This is a genomic window from Methylobacterium sp. Leaf89, assembly GCF_001422215.1.
Classification (GTDB): domain Bacteria; phylum Pseudomonadota; class Alphaproteobacteria; order Rhizobiales; family Beijerinckiaceae; genus Methylobacterium.
In genome coordinates, this window is sequence record NZ_LMML01000003.1 from 1 (window position 1) to 16,478 (window position 16,478).

Below are 16,478 nucleotides of genomic sequence, written 5' to 3' on the forward strand. Positions count from 1 at the left end.
CTTCGCCATCCGTGAAGGCGGACGCACCGTCGGCGCAGGCGTCGTCGCCGCCATCAACGAGTAATCGTCCGTCCTCACGGTCACGTCTGCAGGGAACGATTGAGGGGCGGGTCCTCGCGCCCGCCCCCCCATTGCCCCGCCAAGGTTTCAGGTCATGAACGGTCAGAATATTCGTATCCGCCTCAAGGCGTTCGACCATCGCATCCTCGATGCGTCGACCCGCGAGATCGTCTCGACGGCCAAGCGCACCGGCGCCACCATCCGTGGCCCCATCCCGCTTCCGACGCATATCGAGAAGTTCACCGTCAACCGCTCGCCCCACATCGACAAGAAGTCGCGCGAGCAGTTCGAGATGCGCACCCACAAGCGCGTCCTCGATATCGTCGATCCGACGCCCCAGACCGTGGACGCGCTGATGAAGCTCGACCTCGCCGCCGGCGTGGACGTGGAGATCAAGCTCTAAGTCCCGCGGGGATTTAGAGCTTACCGTAGAATCGCGCGAGGGAGACACCTATGCGCTCAGGCGTCATCGCACAGAAGGTCGGCATGACCCGCATCTTTACGGATGCAGGCGAACATGTCCCCGTCACCGTGCTCAAAATCGATCAATGTCAGGTGGTTGCCCACCGTACCGTCGAGAAGAACGGCTACGTCGCCCTTCAGGTCGGCGTCGGCAAGGCCAAGGTGAAGAACGTGTCGGCTGCCGAGCGCGGCCGGTTCGCAGTCGCCAAGGTCGAGCCCAAGCAGAAGCTCGCCGAGTTCCGCGTGTCCGAGGACAAGCTGATCCCGGTCGGCGCGGAGATCACGGCCGATCACTTCATCCCGGGCCAGTTCGTCGACGTGACGGGCACCACCACGGGTAAGGGGTTCGCCGGCGGCATGAAGCGCTGGAACTTCGGCGGTCTGCGCGCCACCCACGGCGTGTCCATCTCGCACCGTTCGATCGGTTCGACCGGTGGCCGCCAGGACCCGGGCAAGACCTTCAAGAACAAGAAGATGCCCGGCCATATGGGCGTCGACCGGGTCACGACCCAGAACCTGCGCGTCGTGCGCACGGATCCTGAGCGCGGCCTCATCCTCGTCGAAGGCGCCGTTCCCGGCGTCGCCGGCGGCTGGATTCAGATCCGCGACGCGGTGAAGCGCAAGCTCCCCGCGGACGTTCCGCAGCCTGGCAAGTTCCGTGAGCAGGGCGCATCCGCTCCCGCCACCGAAGCGCCGGCTCCCGAGGCTCCCGCTTCCGAGGAGAACGCGTGATGAAGCTCGATATCACCACGCTCGATGGCGCCGGTGCCGGTTCCGTCGATCTGGATGAGACCATCTTCGGTCTCGAGCCCCGCGTCGACCTGCTCCAGCGCATGGTTCGCTGGCAGCTCGCCAAGCGCCAGGCCGGCACCCATGCGGTCAAGAACCGCTCGGATGTGAACCGGACGCGCAAGAAGCTGTACAAGCAGAAGGGCACGGGTAACGCTCGCCACGGCGCCGCTTCCGCTCCGCAGTTCCGCGGCGGTGGACGCGCCTTCGGTCCGGTCGTGCGCAGCCATGCCCACGACCTGCCCAAGAAGGTCCGCGCGCTCGCCCTGAAGCACGCATTGTCCGCGAAGGTGAAGGATTCCACCCTCATCATCGTCGACGACGTGAAGCTCGCCGAGGGCAAGACGAAGTCGCTCGTTGAGCGGTTCGAGAAGATGGGCCTGTCCAGCGCCCTGATCATCGGCGGTGCGGAAGTGGACGTGAACTTCGCACGTGCCGCTCGCAACATCCCGCAGATCGACGTGCTGCCGATCCAGGGCATCAACGTGTACGATATCCTGCGTCGCGAGAAGCTCGTGCTGACCCGCGCAGCGATCGATGCGCTGGAGGCGCGTTTCCAATGAGTGCCGATCCACGCCACTACGACATCATCGTCTCCCCGGTCATCACCGAGAAGGCGACGAACCTCACCGAGCAGAACAAGGTCGTGTTCCGGGTTTCCCCGAAGGCGACCAAGCCGCAGATCAAGGAAGCGGTCGAGAAGCTGTTCGACGTCAAGGTCACGGGCGTGAACACGCTCGTCACCAAGGGCAAGAAGAAGATCTTCCGCGGGCTTCGCGGACAGCGCTCGGACGTGAAGAAAGCGATCGTGACCCTCGCCGAGGGTGAAACGATCGACGTCACGACCGGCCTCTGAGACAAGTCGGGTTAAGGATTACCACCGATGGCCTTGAAGACATTCAAACCGGTCACGCCGAGCCTTCGCCAGCTCGTGCTCGTCGACCGCCGTGAGCTCTACAAGGGCAAGCCGGTCAAGAAGCTCACCGAGGGCAAGTCGTCGTCCGGCGGCCGCAACAACCTCGGCCGCATCACGGTCCGCTTCCGCGGCGGCGGTCACAAGCGCACGCTCCGCAACGTGGACTTCAAGCGTCGCGAGCAGATGGGCGTGTCCGCCACGGTCGAGCGGATCGAGTACGATCCGAACCGCACTGCGTTCATCGCCTTGATCGCCTTCCCCGACGGCACGCAGAGCTACATCCTGGCTCCGCAGCGCCTGTCGCCCGGCGACAAGGTGGTGGCTGCCGAGCAGGTCGACATCAAGCCCGGCAATGCCGGTCCGGTCGGCAACATGCCGGTGGGCACGATCGTCCACAACGTCGAGCTCAAGATCGGCAAGGGCGGCGCGATCGCCCGCTCCGCGGGCAACTACGCCCAGATCGTCGGCCGCGATCAGGGCTACGTGACGCTCCGCCTGAATTCCGGCGAGCAGCGTCTGGTCCACGGCCAGTGCTTCGCCAGCGTCGGCGCGGTGTCGAACCCGGACCACATGAACATCTCGCTCGGCAAGGCCGGCCGCAATCGCTGGCTCGGAAAGCGCCCGCACGTTCGCGGCGTTGCCATGAACCCGGTCGACCACCCGCACGGCGGCGGCGAGGGACGCACTTCGGGCGGCCGTAACCCGGTCACGCCTTGGGGCGTTCCCACGAAGGGGAAGAAGACCCGCTCGAACAAGCGGACCGACGTCTTCATCCTGTCCAGCCGTCATAACCGTAAGAAGTAACGCCCATGGCACGCTCGCTCTGGAAGGGGCCGTTCATCGACGGCTACCTCCTCAAGAAGGCTGAAGCCGCTCGCGGTTCCAGCCGTAACGAAGTCATCAAGATCTGGAGCCGCCGCTCCACGATCCTGCCGCAGTTCGTTGGGCTCACCTTCGGTGTGCACAACGGGCAGAAGCACATCCCGGTCTACGTCTCCGAGGAAATGGTCGGCCACAAGTTCGGCGAGTTCTCGCCGACTCGCACCTTCCACGGTCACGCAGCCGACAAGAAGTCGAAGAGGCGCTGATCATGGGCAAGCCCGCCACTCCCCGCGCGCTCCCCGAGAACGAGGCTCAGGCCGTCGCGCGCATGCTGCGCGTCAGCCCGCAGAAGCTCAATCTCGTCGCGCAGCTCATTCGCGGCAAGAAGGTCGACTCGGCTCTGGCCGATCTCGAATTCTCCCGCAAGCGGATCGCCCGCGAGGTCAAGAAGTGCCTCGAGAGCGCCATCGCCAATGCCGAGAACAACCACAACCTGGACGTCGACGATCTCGTCGTCTCCCAGGCCTTCGTCGGCAAGGCTCTCGTGCTCAAGCGTTTCCACGCTCGTGCCCGCGGCCGCGGCGCCCGTATCCTGAAGCCCTTCGCGAACCTCACCATCGTGGTGCGCGAAGTCCCGACCGCCGAAGCGGCGTGAGGAGGACCTGATGGGCCAGAAAGTCAATCCGATCGGTCTGCGGCTCGGTATCAACCGGACCTGGGACTCCCGCTGGTTCGCCCAGAAGGGTGAATACGCCAAGCTCATGCACGAGGACGTCGCGATCCGCGCCGCCCTCATGAAGCAGCTCAAGCAGGCTGCCGTCTCGAAGATCGTCATCGAGCGTCCGCACCGGAAGTGCCGCGTCACCATCCACTCGGGCCGTCCGGGCGTGGTCATCGGCAAGAAGGGCGCCGACATCGAGAAGCTGCGCAAGCTGGTTGGCACGCTGACCAAGGCCGACGTGACGATCAACATCGTCGAGGTGCGCAAGCCCGAGATCGACGCCACCCTGGTGGCCGACTCGATCGCCCAGCAGCTCGAGCGCCGCGTCGCCTTCCGTCGCGCCATGAAGCGCGCCGTTCAGTCGGCGATGCGTCTCGGTGCCGAGGGCATCCGGATCAACTGCTCGGGCCGGCTCGGCGGCGCCGAGATCGCGCGCCAGGAGTGGTACCGTGAGGGCCGCGTGCCCCTGCATACCCTCCGCGCCGACGTCGATTACGGCGTCGCCACCGCCTTCACGACCTATGGGACGTGCGGCATCAAGGTGTGGGTGTTCAAGGGCGAGATCCTCGAGCACGACCCGATGGCACAGGATAAGAAGGCGCAGGAAGAGGGTGGCCGTTCGGGCGGCCGTCGCGAGCGCGATGGTGAGGGTGGCCGCGAGCGCGGCCGGCGCGAACACGCCTGACGGCGCGTTCGTGACCCCGTCACCCAGAAAGGTGTTGAGAGGCTGCCATGTTGCAACCCAAGAAGACCAGGTTCCGTAAGCAGTTCAAGGGTCGCATCCACGGTGCGGCCAAGGGCGGCTTCGACCTCAACTTCGGGACCTTCGGCCTGAAGGCCGTCGAGCCCGAGCGCATCACCGCGCGCCAGATCGAAGCGGCCCGCCGCGCGATCACCCGCGAGATGAAGCGCCAGGGCCGTGTCTGGATCCGGATCTTTCCGGATGTCCCCGTCACGGCCAAGCCCACAGAAGTCCGCATGGGCTCCGGTAAGGGTGCACCCGAGTTCTGGGCTGCCCGCGTGCATCCCGGACGTATCATGTTCGAAGTCGACGGCGTGGCCGAGGACGTTGCGAAGGAGGCCCTGCGCCTCGGCGCGGCGAAGCTCCCGATCCGCACGCGCGTCGTTCAGCGCATTGCTGATTGAGGGAGGGGATCATGAAGTCGTCGCAGAGACAGTCGGATCTGGCCGCCCTGTCACCCGATCAGCTGACCGATGAGCTGTTGAACCTGAAGAAGGAGCAGTTCAACCTGCGCTTCCAGGGCGCCACCGGCCAGCTTGAGAACGTCGCGCGCGTCCGCGAAGTCCGCCGCGATATCGCCCGCGTTCGTACACTCCAGCGTCAGAAGACGCTGAAGTCGGCGCAGGCCTGAGGAGTACACCATGCCGAAGCGCGTATTGCAGGGCGTCGTCGTCAGCGACAAGGGCGAGAAGACCATCGTCGTGAAGGTGGAGCGTCGCTTCACCCATCCGGTGATGAAGAAGACCGTCCGTCGCTCGAAGAACTACCACGCCCATGACGAAGCCAACGTCGCCAAGGTCGGCCAGACCGTGTCGATCGAGGAGTGCCGTCCGTTCTCGAAGACCAAGACCTGGCAGCTGGTGTCCGGCGCCACGTCGGAGGCTCCCGCCGCCGAGGCGTGAACCGACGGGACCGGAACTTTCAAATACGGGCGCAGGCTTCTGCGCCCGTTTTTTTGTGCCGTATTGCTCGGGGGAGCGCATGATTTCGGTCCCGTCCGGCATCACCCGCATCGCTCAAAGATAGCGGTGGAAGTCCTCGTGGCTCTTTTCGGAGCGGAGCAGCTCGACGGGATCGTCAGCGCGCGCCGGCAATTCGGCATCCCTCTCCGGCCGGACCTGCAGACCGCGATCGTCGCCGAGGTCGCATTGCCAGCCCAGGACTGCTGGGGGTGCACCAGGTCTCCGATCAACTGCCCCTGACGAATTCCGAACCACCTTGTTTGGTACCACGGCCAAGCCTTCTCCATGCTTCCGCTGCAGGGCCGCGACAGGGATGTCTGTGAAGCCGAGCCGTTCGCGGCCCTCGACAACGGGCTCCGGCTCGTCAAGGTCGCGGATCGACCCGTGGTGGTGCTGTTTTCGCAATACAGCATCCTCCGAGAGATCGAGCTCTCGGAGGTCGAGATCGTGAACCTGCCTGACGCCGAATCGTTCGGATTTGCGCGGGCTTTCCCTGCGTGATTCGGGCCGCGGGGGCCAACCGTCCCGACGAGATCAAGGACGCCCTCGTGTCGCGTCCGGGGCGCGCAGACAAGGCCATCGAGATCGTAGATCCGGATACGGCTCGCAGGGGCCGGCTCGTCGCACTCTATGGGGTGTCCCTGGAGTGCGAGGAAGGCGCGATCGACGAGGCGCTCGCATTGTCGGGCGGCCGGAGCGCCGCCTTCGTGAAGGAGACGACCCGGCTCCTGGCCCAGAGTTTCTCCTTTGCGGGGCGGGACGATACGGTGGACCGAGCGACTATCTCGGATGTCCTCGGCGAAGCCGCCGGCAGCGCAAACCGGATCGGCCGCCGGATCACTGGCCCGTCGAATACCTCCAAGCTCACCGAACGCGCCGGGGTGCCCGTCCCGGACGGGTGCGGGGAAGATCTCTGAGCCCCCGGCACGGTTTGGGTCCGCGCGTGTGCGGCCTTGCGTCCTGCAGTTCGCTGGTGTAGTGGGCATGCCTTCGCGACAGTTGAGAAGGGTGTTCGCGCCTTTCGAACGCGGTGACCGCGCCGGTGTCCAAAAACACCGATTGCGCGGTGCTTCATATGAGCCGGGGACATCAGATCCCCCTCAGGCGTCGTCCGCCGGGCAATACCGTCCGCGTGCGGAAACCCGCCTGAAACAAAGAAAGGTCACTGCCCGTGATCCAGATGCAGACGAATCTGGACGTCGCCGACAACTCGGGTGCACGCCGTGTGATGTGCATTAAGGTTCTGGGCGGGTCGAAGCGTAAGTATGCCGGCGTCGGCGACATCATCGTGGTCTCGGTTAAGGAAGCGATTCCCCGGGGTCGCGTGAAGAAGGGCGACGTCATGAAGGCGGTCGTCGTGCGCACCGCCAAGGAAGTGAAGCGTCCCGACGGTTCGGTGATCCGCTTCGATAAGAACGCCGCCGTTCTGATCAACAATCAGAAGGAGCCGATCGGGACCCGTATCTTCGGACCGGTGCCTCGTGAGCTGCGCGCCCGCAATCACATGAAGATCATCTCGCTCGCGCCGGAGGTGCTGTGATGGCCGCTAAGGTCAAGAAAGGCGACAAGGTCGTCGTCCTCACCGGTCGCGACAAGGGTCGCTCCGGCGAGGTCATTCAGGTGCTCCCGAAGGAAGATCGCGCGTTCGTACGCGGCATCAACCTCGTGAAGAAGCACCAGAAGCAGACGCAGAACCAGGAAGGCGGCATCGTCTCCAAGGAAGCTGCGATCCAGCTCTCGAATCTCGCGTTGCAGGACGCGAACGGCAAGCCGACTCGCGTGGGTTTCCGCATCCTCGAAGACGGCCGCAAGGTCCGCTTCGCCAAGACCACGGGGGACCAGATCGATGGCTGAGAAGAATGCTGACGGGTACACCCCGCGCCTGCGCAAGCACTACGACGAAGTGGTGCGCCAGAAGCTGATCGAAGAGTTCGGCTACAAGAACCCCATGCAGGTTCCGGTCATCGAGAAGATCGTGATCAACATGGGCGTCGGCGAGTCGACGGCCGATTCGAAGAAGGCGTCCGTCGCCGCCGGCGACCTGGCCCTCATCGCCGGCCAGAAGCCGGTCATCACCAAGGCCCGCAAGGCCATCGCGACCTTCAAGGTGCGCGAGGGCATGCCGATCGGCTGCAAGGTCACGCTGCGCAAGCAGCGCATGTACGAGTTCATGGATCGCCTGATCACGATCGCGCTCCCGCGCGTCCGCGATTTCCGTGGCCTGAACCCGCGTTCCTTCGACGGCAACGGCAACTACGCGCTGGGCCTCAAGGAGCACCTCGTGTTCCCGGAGATCTCGTACGACAAGGCCGAGGCCACCTGGGGCATGGACATCGTCATCCAGACGACGGCCCGCACCGATGCTGAGGCGCGCGCGCTCCTCACGCAGTTCCGATTCCCGTTCCGGCAGTGAGCCCCCGTTAGGGTCTCAGACGCGGACACCGGAGAGAGAAATGGCAAAGAAAAGCTCGATCGAGAAGAACAAGCACCGCGAAGCGCTGGTGAAGCTCTACGCCCCCAAGCGCAAGGCGCTGCTTGCCACGGCGAATGACGAGTCCCTCGAGATGGAGGAGCGCTTCGAGGCGCGCCTCAAGCTCGCGGAGCTGCCCCGCAATTCGTCCCCCACCCGCATCCGCAACCGCTGCGGCATGACCGGCCGTCCGCGCGCTTTCTATCGCAAGATGGGCATCTCGCGCATCGCGCTGCGCGAACTCGGCAACCAGGGTCTGATCCCCGGTCTCGTCAAGTCGAGCTGGTAAGGAGCAACCACCATGGTCAACGATCCCGTGGGTGACATGCTCACCCGCATCCGCAATGGTCAGCAGCGCCGCCGCAACGTCGTCCAGACGCCTGGCTCCCGCCTGCGTGCCAGCGTGCTCGACGTCCTCAAATCCGAGGGCTACATCCGCGACTACGCGACCACGGATTACGGCAACGGCCGCACCGAGTTCGCCATCGAGCTGAAGTACTACGACGGCCAGCCCGTCATCCGCTCGATCCAGCGCGTGTCGAAGCCCGGCCGCCGCGTCTACTCGTCGGTCGGCGAGCTGCCGCGCGTCGCCGACGGTCTCGGCGTCACCATCGTGTCCACCCCGCAGGGCGTCATGGCCGACCACGAGGCGCGCGAGCGCAACGTCGGCGGCGAAGTGCTCTGCAAGGTGTTCTGATCTCGGACTTGGAGGAATAAGGCGATGTCTCGCGTAGGCAAGAAGCCCGTTCCCGTCCCGTCCGGTGTGACGGCCACGGTGACCGGTCAAACGGTGAAGATGAAGGGCTCCAAGGGCGAGCTCCAGTACGTCGTTCCCAACGTGGTCGACGTGAAGTTCGAGGACGGCGCCGTCTCGGTGCAGCCCAAGAATCAGACCAAGGAGGCGCGCTCGCTCTGGGGCACCTCCCGCGCTCAGGTGGCGAACCTCGTCGAGGGCGTCTCCAAGGGCTTCGAGAAGAAGCTCGAGATCACCGGCGTGGGTTACCGCGCCGCGATGGCCGGCAAGGCTCTGAAGCTCTCGCTCGGCTACAGCCACGACATCGAGTACGAGATCCCCGCGGGGATCACGATCGCGGTGCCGAAGCCCACCGAGATCGTCATCTCCGGCATCGACCGGCAGGTGGTCGGCCAGGTGGCCGCCGAGATCCGCGACTATCGCGGTCCCGAGCCCTACAAGGGCAAGGGCGTGAAGTACGCGGGCGAGTTCATCTTCCGCAAGGAAGGCAAGAAGAAGTAAGGGCCGCCGAACATGTCACGCAAAATCGATGCACTCGACCGCCGCAAGGCGCGTGTGCGCCGCGCGCTGCGGGCGGCGGCCAATGGACGGCCCCGGCTCTCGGTGTTCCGTTCCTCGAAGCAGATCTACGTTCAGGTGATCGACGACGCCGCGGGTAAGACCCTCGCGTCGGCCTCGAGCCTCGACAAGGATCTCCGCACCGGCCTCAAGACCGGTGCCGACGTCTCAGCCGCCCAGGCCGTTGGTAAGCTCGTCGCCGAGCGCGCCAAGGCTGCGGGCGTCACCCAGGTGATCTTCGATCGCTCGGGTTACCTCTACCACGGGCGCGTCAAGGCTCTCGCCGATGCCGCCCGCGAGGGTGGCCTCGAGTTCTAAGATTGGCGGAGGGGGGCGGCGCCCGCCGCTCTCCGTTCCGGACGATTCAAGCGAGCGGGTCCGCCACCCGCGTCAGTGAGATGGATATTCAGTATGGCACGTGAACGTGAAGGCGGTGGCCGCGGCCGCCGCGATGAGCGCGAGGAGCGCGACAGCGAGTTCGTGGACAAGCTCGTCCACATCAACCGCGTCGCCAAGGTGGTTAAGGGCGGACGTCGCTTCGGCTTCGCCGCGCTCGTCGTCGTGGGCGACCAGAAGGGCCGCGTCGGCTTCGGCCACGGCAAGGCCCGTGAGGTTCCCGAGGCGATCCGCAAGGCGACCGAAGCCGCCAAGCGCGGCCTCGTCCGCGTCGCGCTCCGCGAAGGTCGTACCCTGCACCACGACGTCTACGGTCGTCACGGCGCCGGCAAGGTCATCCTCCGCGCCGCCCCCCAGGGAACCGGCATCATCGCCGGCGGCCCGATGCGCGCCGTCTTCGAGACGCTGGGCATGCAGGACGTGGTGGCCAAGAGCCTCGGCTCCTCGAACCCCTACAACCTCGTCCGCGCCACGTTCGAGGCGCTCAAGAACGAAGACAGCCCGCGCTCCGTCGCGGCCCGTCGCGGTCTCAAGGTGTCGGCCCTCCAGGCCCGTCGCCGTGATGCCGATCCGTCCGACATGTCCGAAGCCGCCGTCGCGTAAGGGGAGGGTCCAATGGCACAGAAGACTCTCCGCATCGAGCAGATCGGGTCTCCGATCCGCCGCGAAGGCGACCAGCGCGCGACGCTGATCGGCCTCAAGCTCAACAAGCTGCACCGGGTTTCCGAGCTGGAGGATACCCCCTCCGTGCGCGGCATGATCCGCAAGGTGCAGCACCTCGTGCGCGTCCTTGGCGACGCGGCCTGAGGGAGGGCATCATGAAACTGAACGAACTCCGCGACAACGACGGCGCCACCAAGAACCGGATGCGCGTCGGACGGGGCATCGGCTCCGGCAAGGGCAAGACCGCAGGACGCGGCGTGAAGGGTCAGAAGGCCCGCACCGGCGTTTCCATCAAGGGCTTCGAGGGTGGCCAGATGCCGCTTCATCGTCGCCTTCCGAAGCGCGGCTTCAACAACCTGTACTCCACGGACCTGAACGAGGTGAATCTCGGTCGCGTCCAACAGGCTGTCGATGCCGGCCGGATCGAGGCGGGCGACACCGTCACCGTCGAGACGCTGATCGCCGCCGGTATCTGCGCCCGTGCCCGTGACGGCGTGAAGCTCCTCGGCGTGGGCGAGCTCACCACCAAGCTGACCTTCGAGGTCACCCGCGCGTCGAAGTCGGCGATCGAGGGTGTCGAGAAGGCTGGCGGGTCGGTCACCGTGACCTACGGTGACGGCGTCTCCACCCGTGGCAAGCCTGCCCGCGTGGTTGCGTAGTCCCGCGACTGACTTTAAGTCGAAGCTCTGAGCGGCGGCCCGTGCGACCTCGCGCGCGGCCGCCGTTCCCGTTTTTTCAGGGAGCGGCCTCTTCTCGCCGGAGAAGACGACCCGCCCTCATGTGATCCATCTCTAGGAACCGGTGCCATGGCCTCAGCCGCCGAGCAGCTTGCCGCGAACCTCAATTTCGGGGCCATCGCCAAGGCCGACGAGCTCAAGAAGCGCATCTGGTTCACGCTGGGTGCGCTTATCGTGTTCCGCCTCGGGACCTACATCCCGATCCCGGGCATTGACCCGGAACAGTTCGCGCGGAACTTCCAGCAGCAATCGGGCGGCGTGCTCGGGCTGTTCAACATGTTCTCCGGCGGTGCCGTCGAGCGCATGGCGATCTTCGCGCTCAACATCATGCCCTATATCTCGGCCTCCATCATCATCCAGCTCCTGACCTCGGTGATCCCGAGCCTCGAGACGCTGAAGAAGGAGGGTGAGTCGGGCCGCAAGGTCATCAACCAGTACACCCGCTACCTCACGGTGGTGCTGGCGCTGGTGCAATCCTGGGGAATCGCCTTCGGCCTCCAGGGATCGAGCGCGGCCATCGAGCCCGGTCCGTTCTTCATCCTGTCCACCGTCATCACCCTGACGGGCGGCACGCTGTTTCTGATGTGGATCGGCGAGCAGATCACTTCGCGCGGCATCGGTAACGGCTCCTCGCTGATCATCTTCGCGGGCATCGTCGCCCATCTTCCGGTGGCGATCGTTGGCGCCCTGGAGCTGAGCCGTACCGGTGCGCTTTCCTCGGCCGTCATCCTCGGCATGGGCGTCGCCGCCGTCGCGCTCGTCTACTTCATCGTGTTCATGGAGCGCGCGCAGCGCCGCCTGCTCATTAACTATCCGAAGCGCCAGGTCGGCAATCGGATGTACGAGGGCCAGACCTCGTTCCTGCCGCTGAAGCTTAACACCGCCGGCGTCATCCCGCCGATCTTCGCCTCGTCGCTGCTGCTCCTGCCCGCCACCGTGGCGAGCTTCTCGGCCAATAACGGCGGCACCGGAATCCTGGCCACGATCACGACCTATATCGGTCACGGCCGGCCGCTCTACATGGTGCTCTACGCCGCCCTGATCATCTTCTTCGCGTTCTTCTACACGGCCGTGGTCTTCAATCCCGAGGAAACGGCGGATAACCTGAAGAAGCATGGCGGCTTCATTCCCGGCATCCGCCCGGGTGAGCGGACCGCGGCCTTCATCGACAAGGTCCTGACCCGCATCACCCTGATCGGGGCGCTGTACCTGACCTTCGTCTGCCTGGTGCCCGAAATCCTGGCTTCGTATTCCTCGGCCGCCATCGGCTTCGGCGGCACCTCCCTGCTCATCGTGGTCTCCGTGACGATGGATACGGTGGCGCAAATTCACGGGCACCTGATGGCCCATCAGTACGAAGGCCTCGTCAAGAAGGCGAAGCTGCGCGGGGCGACCCGCCGGCGCTGACGGTAACGCGCGGCGGGCTTCAGGGCCGCCGCGGCCCTTGCTAGAGTTCCGAAAGCCGGCGCCGAGCAGGATCGCCGGATATCCAAGCAGACCGGACCTGAGGAAACGACACCATGCGCATCATCCTGCTTGGGCCGCCCGGCGCGGGGAAGGGGACGCAGTCCGAGCGGATCGTGGCACGGTATGGCATTCCTCAGCTCTCCACCGGCGACATGCTGCGCGCGGCCGTCGCCGCCGGCACGCCGGTGGGCCTACAGGCCAAGAGCGTGATGGAATCCGGTGGCCTCGTCTCCGATGCGATCGTGGTCGGGATCGTGGCCGATCGTATCGAAGAAGCGGATGCCAAGCCCGGCTTCATCCTTGACGGTTTCCCCCGCACGGTGGAGCAGGCCAAGGCCCTCGATGCGATGCTGTCCCAAAAGGGCATCGCCCTCGACACCGTCATCGAGTTCGCCGTGGACGAGGAGGCGCTGGTGGGCCGAATCGCCAAGCGCGCCGAGGAAACGGCGGCCCGCGGTCAGCCAGTGCGCAAGGACGACACGCCCGAGGTCTTCAAGACCCGCCTCGACGCGTATCGGAAGCAGACTGCGCCCCTGTCCGACTACTATGCCGGCACCGGCCTTCTGCAGACCATCGACGGCATGAAGCCGGTCGATGCCGTCACCCAGGATCTGGTGACGATCCTGGACCGCCACACCGCGTCGGCGGAGTCCTGACCGGACCTTCCCGGCGCGGCCACGGAGCCGGGATCGAGCCGGGCTCGCCGCTTTATCAGGGTTGACACCCCCCCCGGCCCGCGCTAGTGGGCCGGTCTTCGTTCAGAGGAAGTGGGTCCGGATCGCCTCTCCAAGAGGCCGATGCGGGCCGATTTGTCGTTTTGGACGGCGCGCAGGGGCCGGTCTCCACCGGACGCGCGTGACACTCGGCCCGGCCTCAGGTCCGGCGCCTCATGGAGAGACACCTTGGCTCGTATCGCTGGCGTTAACATCCCGACCAACAAGCGCGTCGTCATCGCGCTGCAGTACATTCACGGCATCGGCCCCAAGAAGGCCGAGGAAATCACCGGCAAGGTCGGGATCCCTGCCGAGCGTCGCGTCAATCAGTTGACCGACGCTGAGGTGCTGTCGATCCGCGAGACCATCGATCGCGACTACATCGTCGAGGGCGACTTGCGCCGCGAAGTCTCGATGAACATCAAGCGCCTCATGGATCTCGGCTGCTATCGTGGCCTGCGCCACCGCCGTAACCTGCCCGTCCGCGGCCAGCGCACGCACACCAATGCGCGCACCCGCAAGGGCAAGTCCAAGCCGATCGCCGGCAAGAAGAAGTAAGCCTCTCGCTTTGGGAGGTCGTGCCGCGCGCGGCCTCCCGACCATCGCGCCCGGTGAACCGTGCGCGTCAGCCCGCGCCGCGGCCCGGCAATCGAACACCGCGCCCTCCGCATCGCAGAAGACTCCCGAGCGCCTGGAATGACGGGCGCGCCTGAAGGACGAAAGTACACATGGCCAAGGAAACCACCCGCGTCCGTCGCCGCGAACGCAAGAACATCGTCTCGGGCGTCGCGCATGTGAACGCGTCGTTCAACAACACGATGGTCACCATCACCGATGCCCAGGGCAACACCATCTCGTGGTCGTCCGCCGGCGCCATGGGCTTCAAGGGGTCGCGCAAGTCGACCCCGTACGCTGCCCAGGTCGCGGCCGAGGATGCCGCCCGCAAGGCCGCCGAGCACGGCATGCGCACCCTCGAGGTCGAGGTCTCCGGTCCGGGTTCGGGTCGTGAGTCCGCCCTGCGCGCGCTGCAGGCCGCCGGCTTCACCGTCACGTCGATCCGTGACGTGACGTCGATCCCGCACAACGGTTGCCGTCCGCGCAAGCGTCGTCGCGTCTGAGCCGACGCCGTCGCGAACTTTTTGGGGCCTGTTACGGAGACACGCGTGTCGAATGCTCACAATCCGCTTCCGGGTGTGCTGCGGTGGAGCTTGGGTGATCTGACGATCACGGTGATGAATGACGGCTACCTCCAGGGGTCGCTGGATCTCGTCACCGGGATCGATCGTGCGGAGGCCGGCGCCCTACAGGCCGCCGGCTTTCGCGCGCAGGATCCCCGGATCACGCTCAACGCCTTCCTGATCACGGGTCCCGGGCGCAACCCGCTCCTTATCGACAGCGGGATGGGCCATTTCGGTGGCCCGTCCCTCGGTCGCGTTCCGGCGGCCCTCGCGGCGGCCGGCATCGCGCCGGACAGCATCGAGACCGTGCTGCTGACGCACCTGCATCCCGATCATGCCGGTGGCCTGATCCGGGAAGACGGTACGGCAGCCTATCCGAATGCCGAACTCGTGGTTCATGCCGACGAAGCCGCGCACTGGCTCGACGACGGCGCGCTTTCGCGGGCGCCGGACGAGGCGAAGCCGTACTTCGACATGGCGCGCCAGGCCACCGCCCCGTACGGGCAGCGTCTGCGCACGATCACGGGCGGCAACGTGGCACCGGGTATCGAGGCGATCCCGCTGCCGGGCCATACGCCCGGCCATACCGGCTACCGCATCACGTCGGGCGACGCGTCGCTTTTGATGTGGGCGGACATCGTTCACCTGCCGGCGATCCAGTTCAAGCAGCCGGAAGCCGGTATGGTCTTCGACGTCGACGGGGATCAGGCACGCGCCGTGCGTCGCCGGATGCTCGACGCCGTCTCAAGCGACCGGACCTTCGTGGCGGGCGCCCATCTGGAGTTTCCGGCTCTGGGCTACGTCGCCCGGGACGGGGCCGCCTACAGTTTCGTTCCGGAGCTCTGGGTCGCGGCCCAGTAACGGTCCGCGCCCGACGCGGACGCATCAGTTTCCAGCCCGCCGGGCGCCGATGGCGCGGTGTCGACGGGCAATGCGTGGACCACCCATGTGGCCCGCGCCGATCTTGCGAGAGGTAGCATCGTGGTCATTCAGAAGAACTGGCAAGAGCTCATCAAGCCGAACAAGCTCCAGGTCTCGACCGGGCACGACCCCAAGCGGGTCGCCACCGTCGTCGCCGAGCCCCTCGAGCGCGGCTTCGGCACCACGCTCGGCAACTCGCTGCGCCGCGTGCTGCTGTCCTCGCTCCAGGGCGCGGCCGTGACCTCCGTGCAGATCGACGGCGTGCTGCACGAATTCTCCTCGATCCCCGGCGTGCGCGAGGATGTCACCGACATCGTCCTCAACATCAAGACGATCGCCATCCGCTCGCAGACCGAGGCCCCCAAGCGCTTGACTCTGCGCAAGACCGGCCCCGGCGTCGTCACCGCCGGTGACATCGGCACGGTGGGCGACGTCCAGATCCTGAATCCCGACCTTGTGATCTGCACGCTGGACGACGGCGCGGAGATCCGGATGGAGTTCACCGTCGCCACCGGCAAGGGCTACGTCCCGGCCGAGCGCAACCGTCCCGAGGATGCGCCGATCGGCCTGATCCCGGTCGATGCGCTGTTCTCGCCGGTCACGAAGGTGTCCTATCGCATCGAGACCACCCGCGAGGGCCAGGATCTCGACAAGGACAAGCTGACGATGACGATCGAGACCAACGGCGCCGTGTCGCCCGAGGATGCCCTGGCCTATGCCGCGCGCATCATCCAGGACCAGCTCCAGGTGTTCGTGAACTTCGAGGAGCCCCGCAAGGAGGAGGCGCAGCCGCTCGCGCCGCAGCTTCCCTTCAACCCGGCCCTGCTCAAGAAGGTCGACGAGCTCGAGCTCTCGGTGCGTTCGGCGAACTGCCTGAAGAACGACAACATCGTCTACATCGGCGACCTCATCCAGAAGTCCGAGGGCGAGATGCTGCGCACCCCGAACTTCGGCCGCAAGTCGCTCAACGAGATCAAGGAGGTCCTCGCTGCGATGGGCCTCCACCTCGGCATGGACATCCCCGGCTGGCCGCCGGAGAACATCGAGGATCTCGCCAAGCGCTTCGAAGAGCATTACTGAGGCGGGCCGCCTCGGCCATGACGTGGCGGCGCATCTCGGCGCCGCCGGTTCGGCCGACACCATCGGG

General features: G+C 65.9%; 29 protein-coding genes. All 29 read left to right on the forward strand.

Annotated elements, in window-relative coordinates:
• The first annotated feature begins 154 nt into the window (after positions 1–154).
• The 29 genes from rpsJ to ASF18_RS00460 all read left to right on the forward strand — a co-directional run bounded on the left by rpsJ (position 155) and on the right by ASF18_RS00460 (position 16,411).
• Positions 155–463, forward strand: a complete 309-nt coding sequence (gene rpsJ / locus ASF18_RS00320) for a 30S ribosomal protein S10 (protein ID WP_018044230.1) — start codon at positions 155–157, stop codon at positions 461–463.
• Positions 464–513: 50 nt separating this feature from the next.
• Complete coding sequence (rplC, locus tag ASF18_RS00325; protein WP_055949264.1) at positions 514–1,254, forward strand: 50S ribosomal protein L3; 741 nt, start codon at positions 514–516, stop codon at positions 1,252–1,254.
• On the forward strand, positions 1,254–1,874 hold the full coding sequence (gene rplD, locus ASF18_RS00330) for a 50S ribosomal protein L4 (RefSeq protein ID WP_056270306.1): 621 nt from the start codon (positions 1,254–1,256) through the stop codon (positions 1,872–1,874). Before rplC ends, rplD begins: the two co-directional genes overlap by 1 nt.
• Positions 1,871–2,167: a 50S ribosomal protein L23 gene (locus tag ASF18_RS00335; protein WP_018044227.1), complete on the forward strand. Its 297-nt coding sequence runs from the start codon at positions 1,871–1,873 to the stop codon at positions 2,165–2,167. The genes rplD and ASF18_RS00335 overlap by 4 nt, the downstream gene beginning before the upstream one ends.
• Positions 2,168–2,194: 27 nt before the next feature.
• Complete coding sequence (gene rplB, locus ASF18_RS00340) at positions 2,195–3,031, forward strand: 50S ribosomal protein L2 (protein WP_056219866.1); 837 nt, start codon at positions 2,195–2,197, stop codon at positions 3,029–3,031.
• Positions 3,032–3,036: 5 nt separating this feature from the next.
• A complete protein-coding gene (gene rpsS, locus ASF18_RS00345; RefSeq protein WP_055949278.1) occupies positions 3,037–3,315 on the forward strand; it encodes a 30S ribosomal protein S19 in 279 nt (92 codons plus the stop codon).
• A gap of 2 nt (positions 3,316–3,317) precedes the next feature.
• The gene (gene rplV, locus ASF18_RS00350) at positions 3,318–3,704 is read left to right on the forward strand and encodes a 50S ribosomal protein L22 (protein ID WP_055949281.1); all 387 of its coding nucleotides are present in this window, start codon (positions 3,318–3,320) and stop codon (positions 3,702–3,704) included.
• 10 nt (positions 3,705–3,714) lie between these two features.
• On the forward strand, positions 3,715–4,455 hold the full coding sequence (rpsC, locus tag ASF18_RS00355; RefSeq protein ID WP_055949284.1) for a 30S ribosomal protein S3: 741 nt from the start codon (positions 3,715–3,717) through the stop codon (positions 4,453–4,455).
• Between the two features lie 47 nt (positions 4,456–4,502).
• A complete protein-coding gene (gene rplP / locus ASF18_RS00360) occupies positions 4,503–4,916 on the forward strand; it encodes a 50S ribosomal protein L16 (protein ID WP_055949287.1) in 414 nt (137 codons plus the stop codon).
• 11 nt (positions 4,917–4,927) lie between these two features.
• On the forward strand, positions 4,928–5,143 hold the full coding sequence (rpmC, locus tag ASF18_RS00365) for a 50S ribosomal protein L29 (protein ID WP_056219869.1): 216 nt from the start codon (positions 4,928–4,930) through the stop codon (positions 5,141–5,143).
• A 10-nt stretch (positions 5,144–5,153) separates the two neighbouring features.
• Positions 5,154–5,414 (forward strand): 30S ribosomal protein S17, encoded by a 261-nt coding sequence (rpsQ, locus tag ASF18_RS00370; RefSeq protein WP_056270312.1) that lies wholly within the window; start codon positions 5,154–5,156, stop codon positions 5,412–5,414.
• 345 nt (positions 5,415–5,759) lie between these two features.
• The gene (locus ASF18_RS24435) at positions 5,760–5,975 is read left to right on the forward strand and encodes a hypothetical protein (RefSeq protein WP_056348333.1); all 216 of its coding nucleotides are present in this window, start codon (positions 5,760–5,762) and stop codon (positions 5,973–5,975) included.
• A gap of 47 nt (positions 5,976–6,022) precedes the next feature.
• Entirely contained in the window at positions 6,023–6,391 is a 369-nt protein-coding gene (locus tag ASF18_RS24440; protein WP_244472507.1) for a hypothetical protein, read from the forward strand.
• A 254-nt stretch (positions 6,392–6,645) separates the two neighbouring features.
• A complete protein-coding gene (rplN, locus tag ASF18_RS00385) occupies positions 6,646–7,014 on the forward strand; it encodes a 50S ribosomal protein L14 (protein ID WP_055949294.1) in 369 nt (122 codons plus the stop codon).
• Positions 7,014–7,328 carry a 50S ribosomal protein L24 gene (gene rplX / locus ASF18_RS00390; RefSeq protein ID WP_056219883.1) on the forward strand — a complete coding sequence of 105 codons (315 nt, stop codon included), beginning with the start codon at positions 7,014–7,016 and terminating at the stop codon, positions 7,326–7,328. Before rplN ends, rplX begins: the two co-directional genes overlap by 1 nt.
• Complete coding sequence (gene rplE / locus ASF18_RS00395) at positions 7,321–7,887, forward strand: 50S ribosomal protein L5 (protein ID WP_056219886.1); 567 nt, start codon at positions 7,321–7,323, stop codon at positions 7,885–7,887. Before rplX ends, rplE begins: the two co-directional genes overlap by 8 nt.
• A gap of 40 nt (positions 7,888–7,927) precedes the next feature.
• Entirely contained in the window at positions 7,928–8,233 is a 306-nt protein-coding gene (gene rpsN / locus ASF18_RS00400; protein WP_056183527.1) for a 30S ribosomal protein S14, read from the forward strand.
• Positions 8,234–8,245: 12 nt separating this feature from the next.
• The gene (gene rpsH / locus ASF18_RS00405; RefSeq protein ID WP_055881679.1) at positions 8,246–8,641 is read left to right on the forward strand and encodes a 30S ribosomal protein S8; all 396 of its coding nucleotides are present in this window, start codon (positions 8,246–8,248) and stop codon (positions 8,639–8,641) included.
• Positions 8,642–8,665: 24 nt separating this feature from the next.
• On the forward strand, positions 8,666–9,199 hold the full coding sequence (gene rplF / locus ASF18_RS00410) for a 50S ribosomal protein L6 (protein WP_055949306.1): 534 nt from the start codon (positions 8,666–8,668) through the stop codon (positions 9,197–9,199).
• Between the two features lie 12 nt (positions 9,200–9,211).
• Complete coding sequence (gene rplR / locus ASF18_RS00415) at positions 9,212–9,574, forward strand: 50S ribosomal protein L18 (protein WP_056219889.1); 363 nt, start codon at positions 9,212–9,214, stop codon at positions 9,572–9,574.
• A gap of 93 nt (positions 9,575–9,667) precedes the next feature.
• Entirely contained in the window at positions 9,668–10,255 is a 588-nt protein-coding gene (gene rpsE, locus ASF18_RS00420; protein ID WP_055949312.1) for a 30S ribosomal protein S5, read from the forward strand.
• A gap of 12 nt (positions 10,256–10,267) precedes the next feature.
• Positions 10,268–10,459, forward strand: a complete 192-nt coding sequence (gene rpmD, locus ASF18_RS00425; protein WP_055949314.1) for a 50S ribosomal protein L30 — start codon at positions 10,268–10,270, stop codon at positions 10,457–10,459.
• A gap of 11 nt (positions 10,460–10,470) precedes the next feature.
• Positions 10,471–10,974: a 50S ribosomal protein L15 gene (gene rplO / locus ASF18_RS00430; RefSeq protein ID WP_056348339.1), complete on the forward strand. Its 504-nt coding sequence runs from the start codon at positions 10,471–10,473 to the stop codon at positions 10,972–10,974.
• A gap of 147 nt (positions 10,975–11,121) precedes the next feature.
• Positions 11,122–12,459 carry a preprotein translocase subunit SecY gene (gene secY, locus ASF18_RS00435; RefSeq protein WP_056219895.1) on the forward strand — a complete coding sequence of 446 codons (1,338 nt, stop codon included), beginning with the start codon at positions 11,122–11,124 and terminating at the stop codon, positions 12,457–12,459.
• A 113-nt stretch (positions 12,460–12,572) separates the two neighbouring features.
• Complete coding sequence (locus ASF18_RS00440) at positions 12,573–13,175, forward strand: adenylate kinase (RefSeq protein ID WP_056219898.1); 603 nt, start codon at positions 12,573–12,575, stop codon at positions 13,173–13,175.
• Between the two features lie 246 nt (positions 13,176–13,421).
• Complete coding sequence (gene rpsM / locus ASF18_RS00445; RefSeq protein WP_019904471.1) at positions 13,422–13,790, forward strand: 30S ribosomal protein S13; 369 nt, start codon at positions 13,422–13,424, stop codon at positions 13,788–13,790.
• 170 nt (positions 13,791–13,960) lie between these two features.
• On the forward strand, positions 13,961–14,350 hold the full coding sequence (gene rpsK / locus ASF18_RS00450; protein WP_055949325.1) for a 30S ribosomal protein S11: 390 nt from the start codon (positions 13,961–13,963) through the stop codon (positions 14,348–14,350).
• A gap of 45 nt (positions 14,351–14,395) precedes the next feature.
• Positions 14,396–15,271 (forward strand): MBL fold metallo-hydrolase, encoded by an 876-nt coding sequence (locus ASF18_RS00455; protein WP_056348342.1) that lies wholly within the window; start codon positions 14,396–14,398, stop codon positions 15,269–15,271.
• 120 nt (positions 15,272–15,391) lie between these two features.
• Entirely contained in the window at positions 15,392–16,411 is a 1,020-nt protein-coding gene (locus ASF18_RS00460) for a DNA-directed RNA polymerase subunit alpha (RefSeq protein ID WP_055949333.1), read from the forward strand.
• Positions 16,412–16,478: the final 67 nt, after the last annotated feature.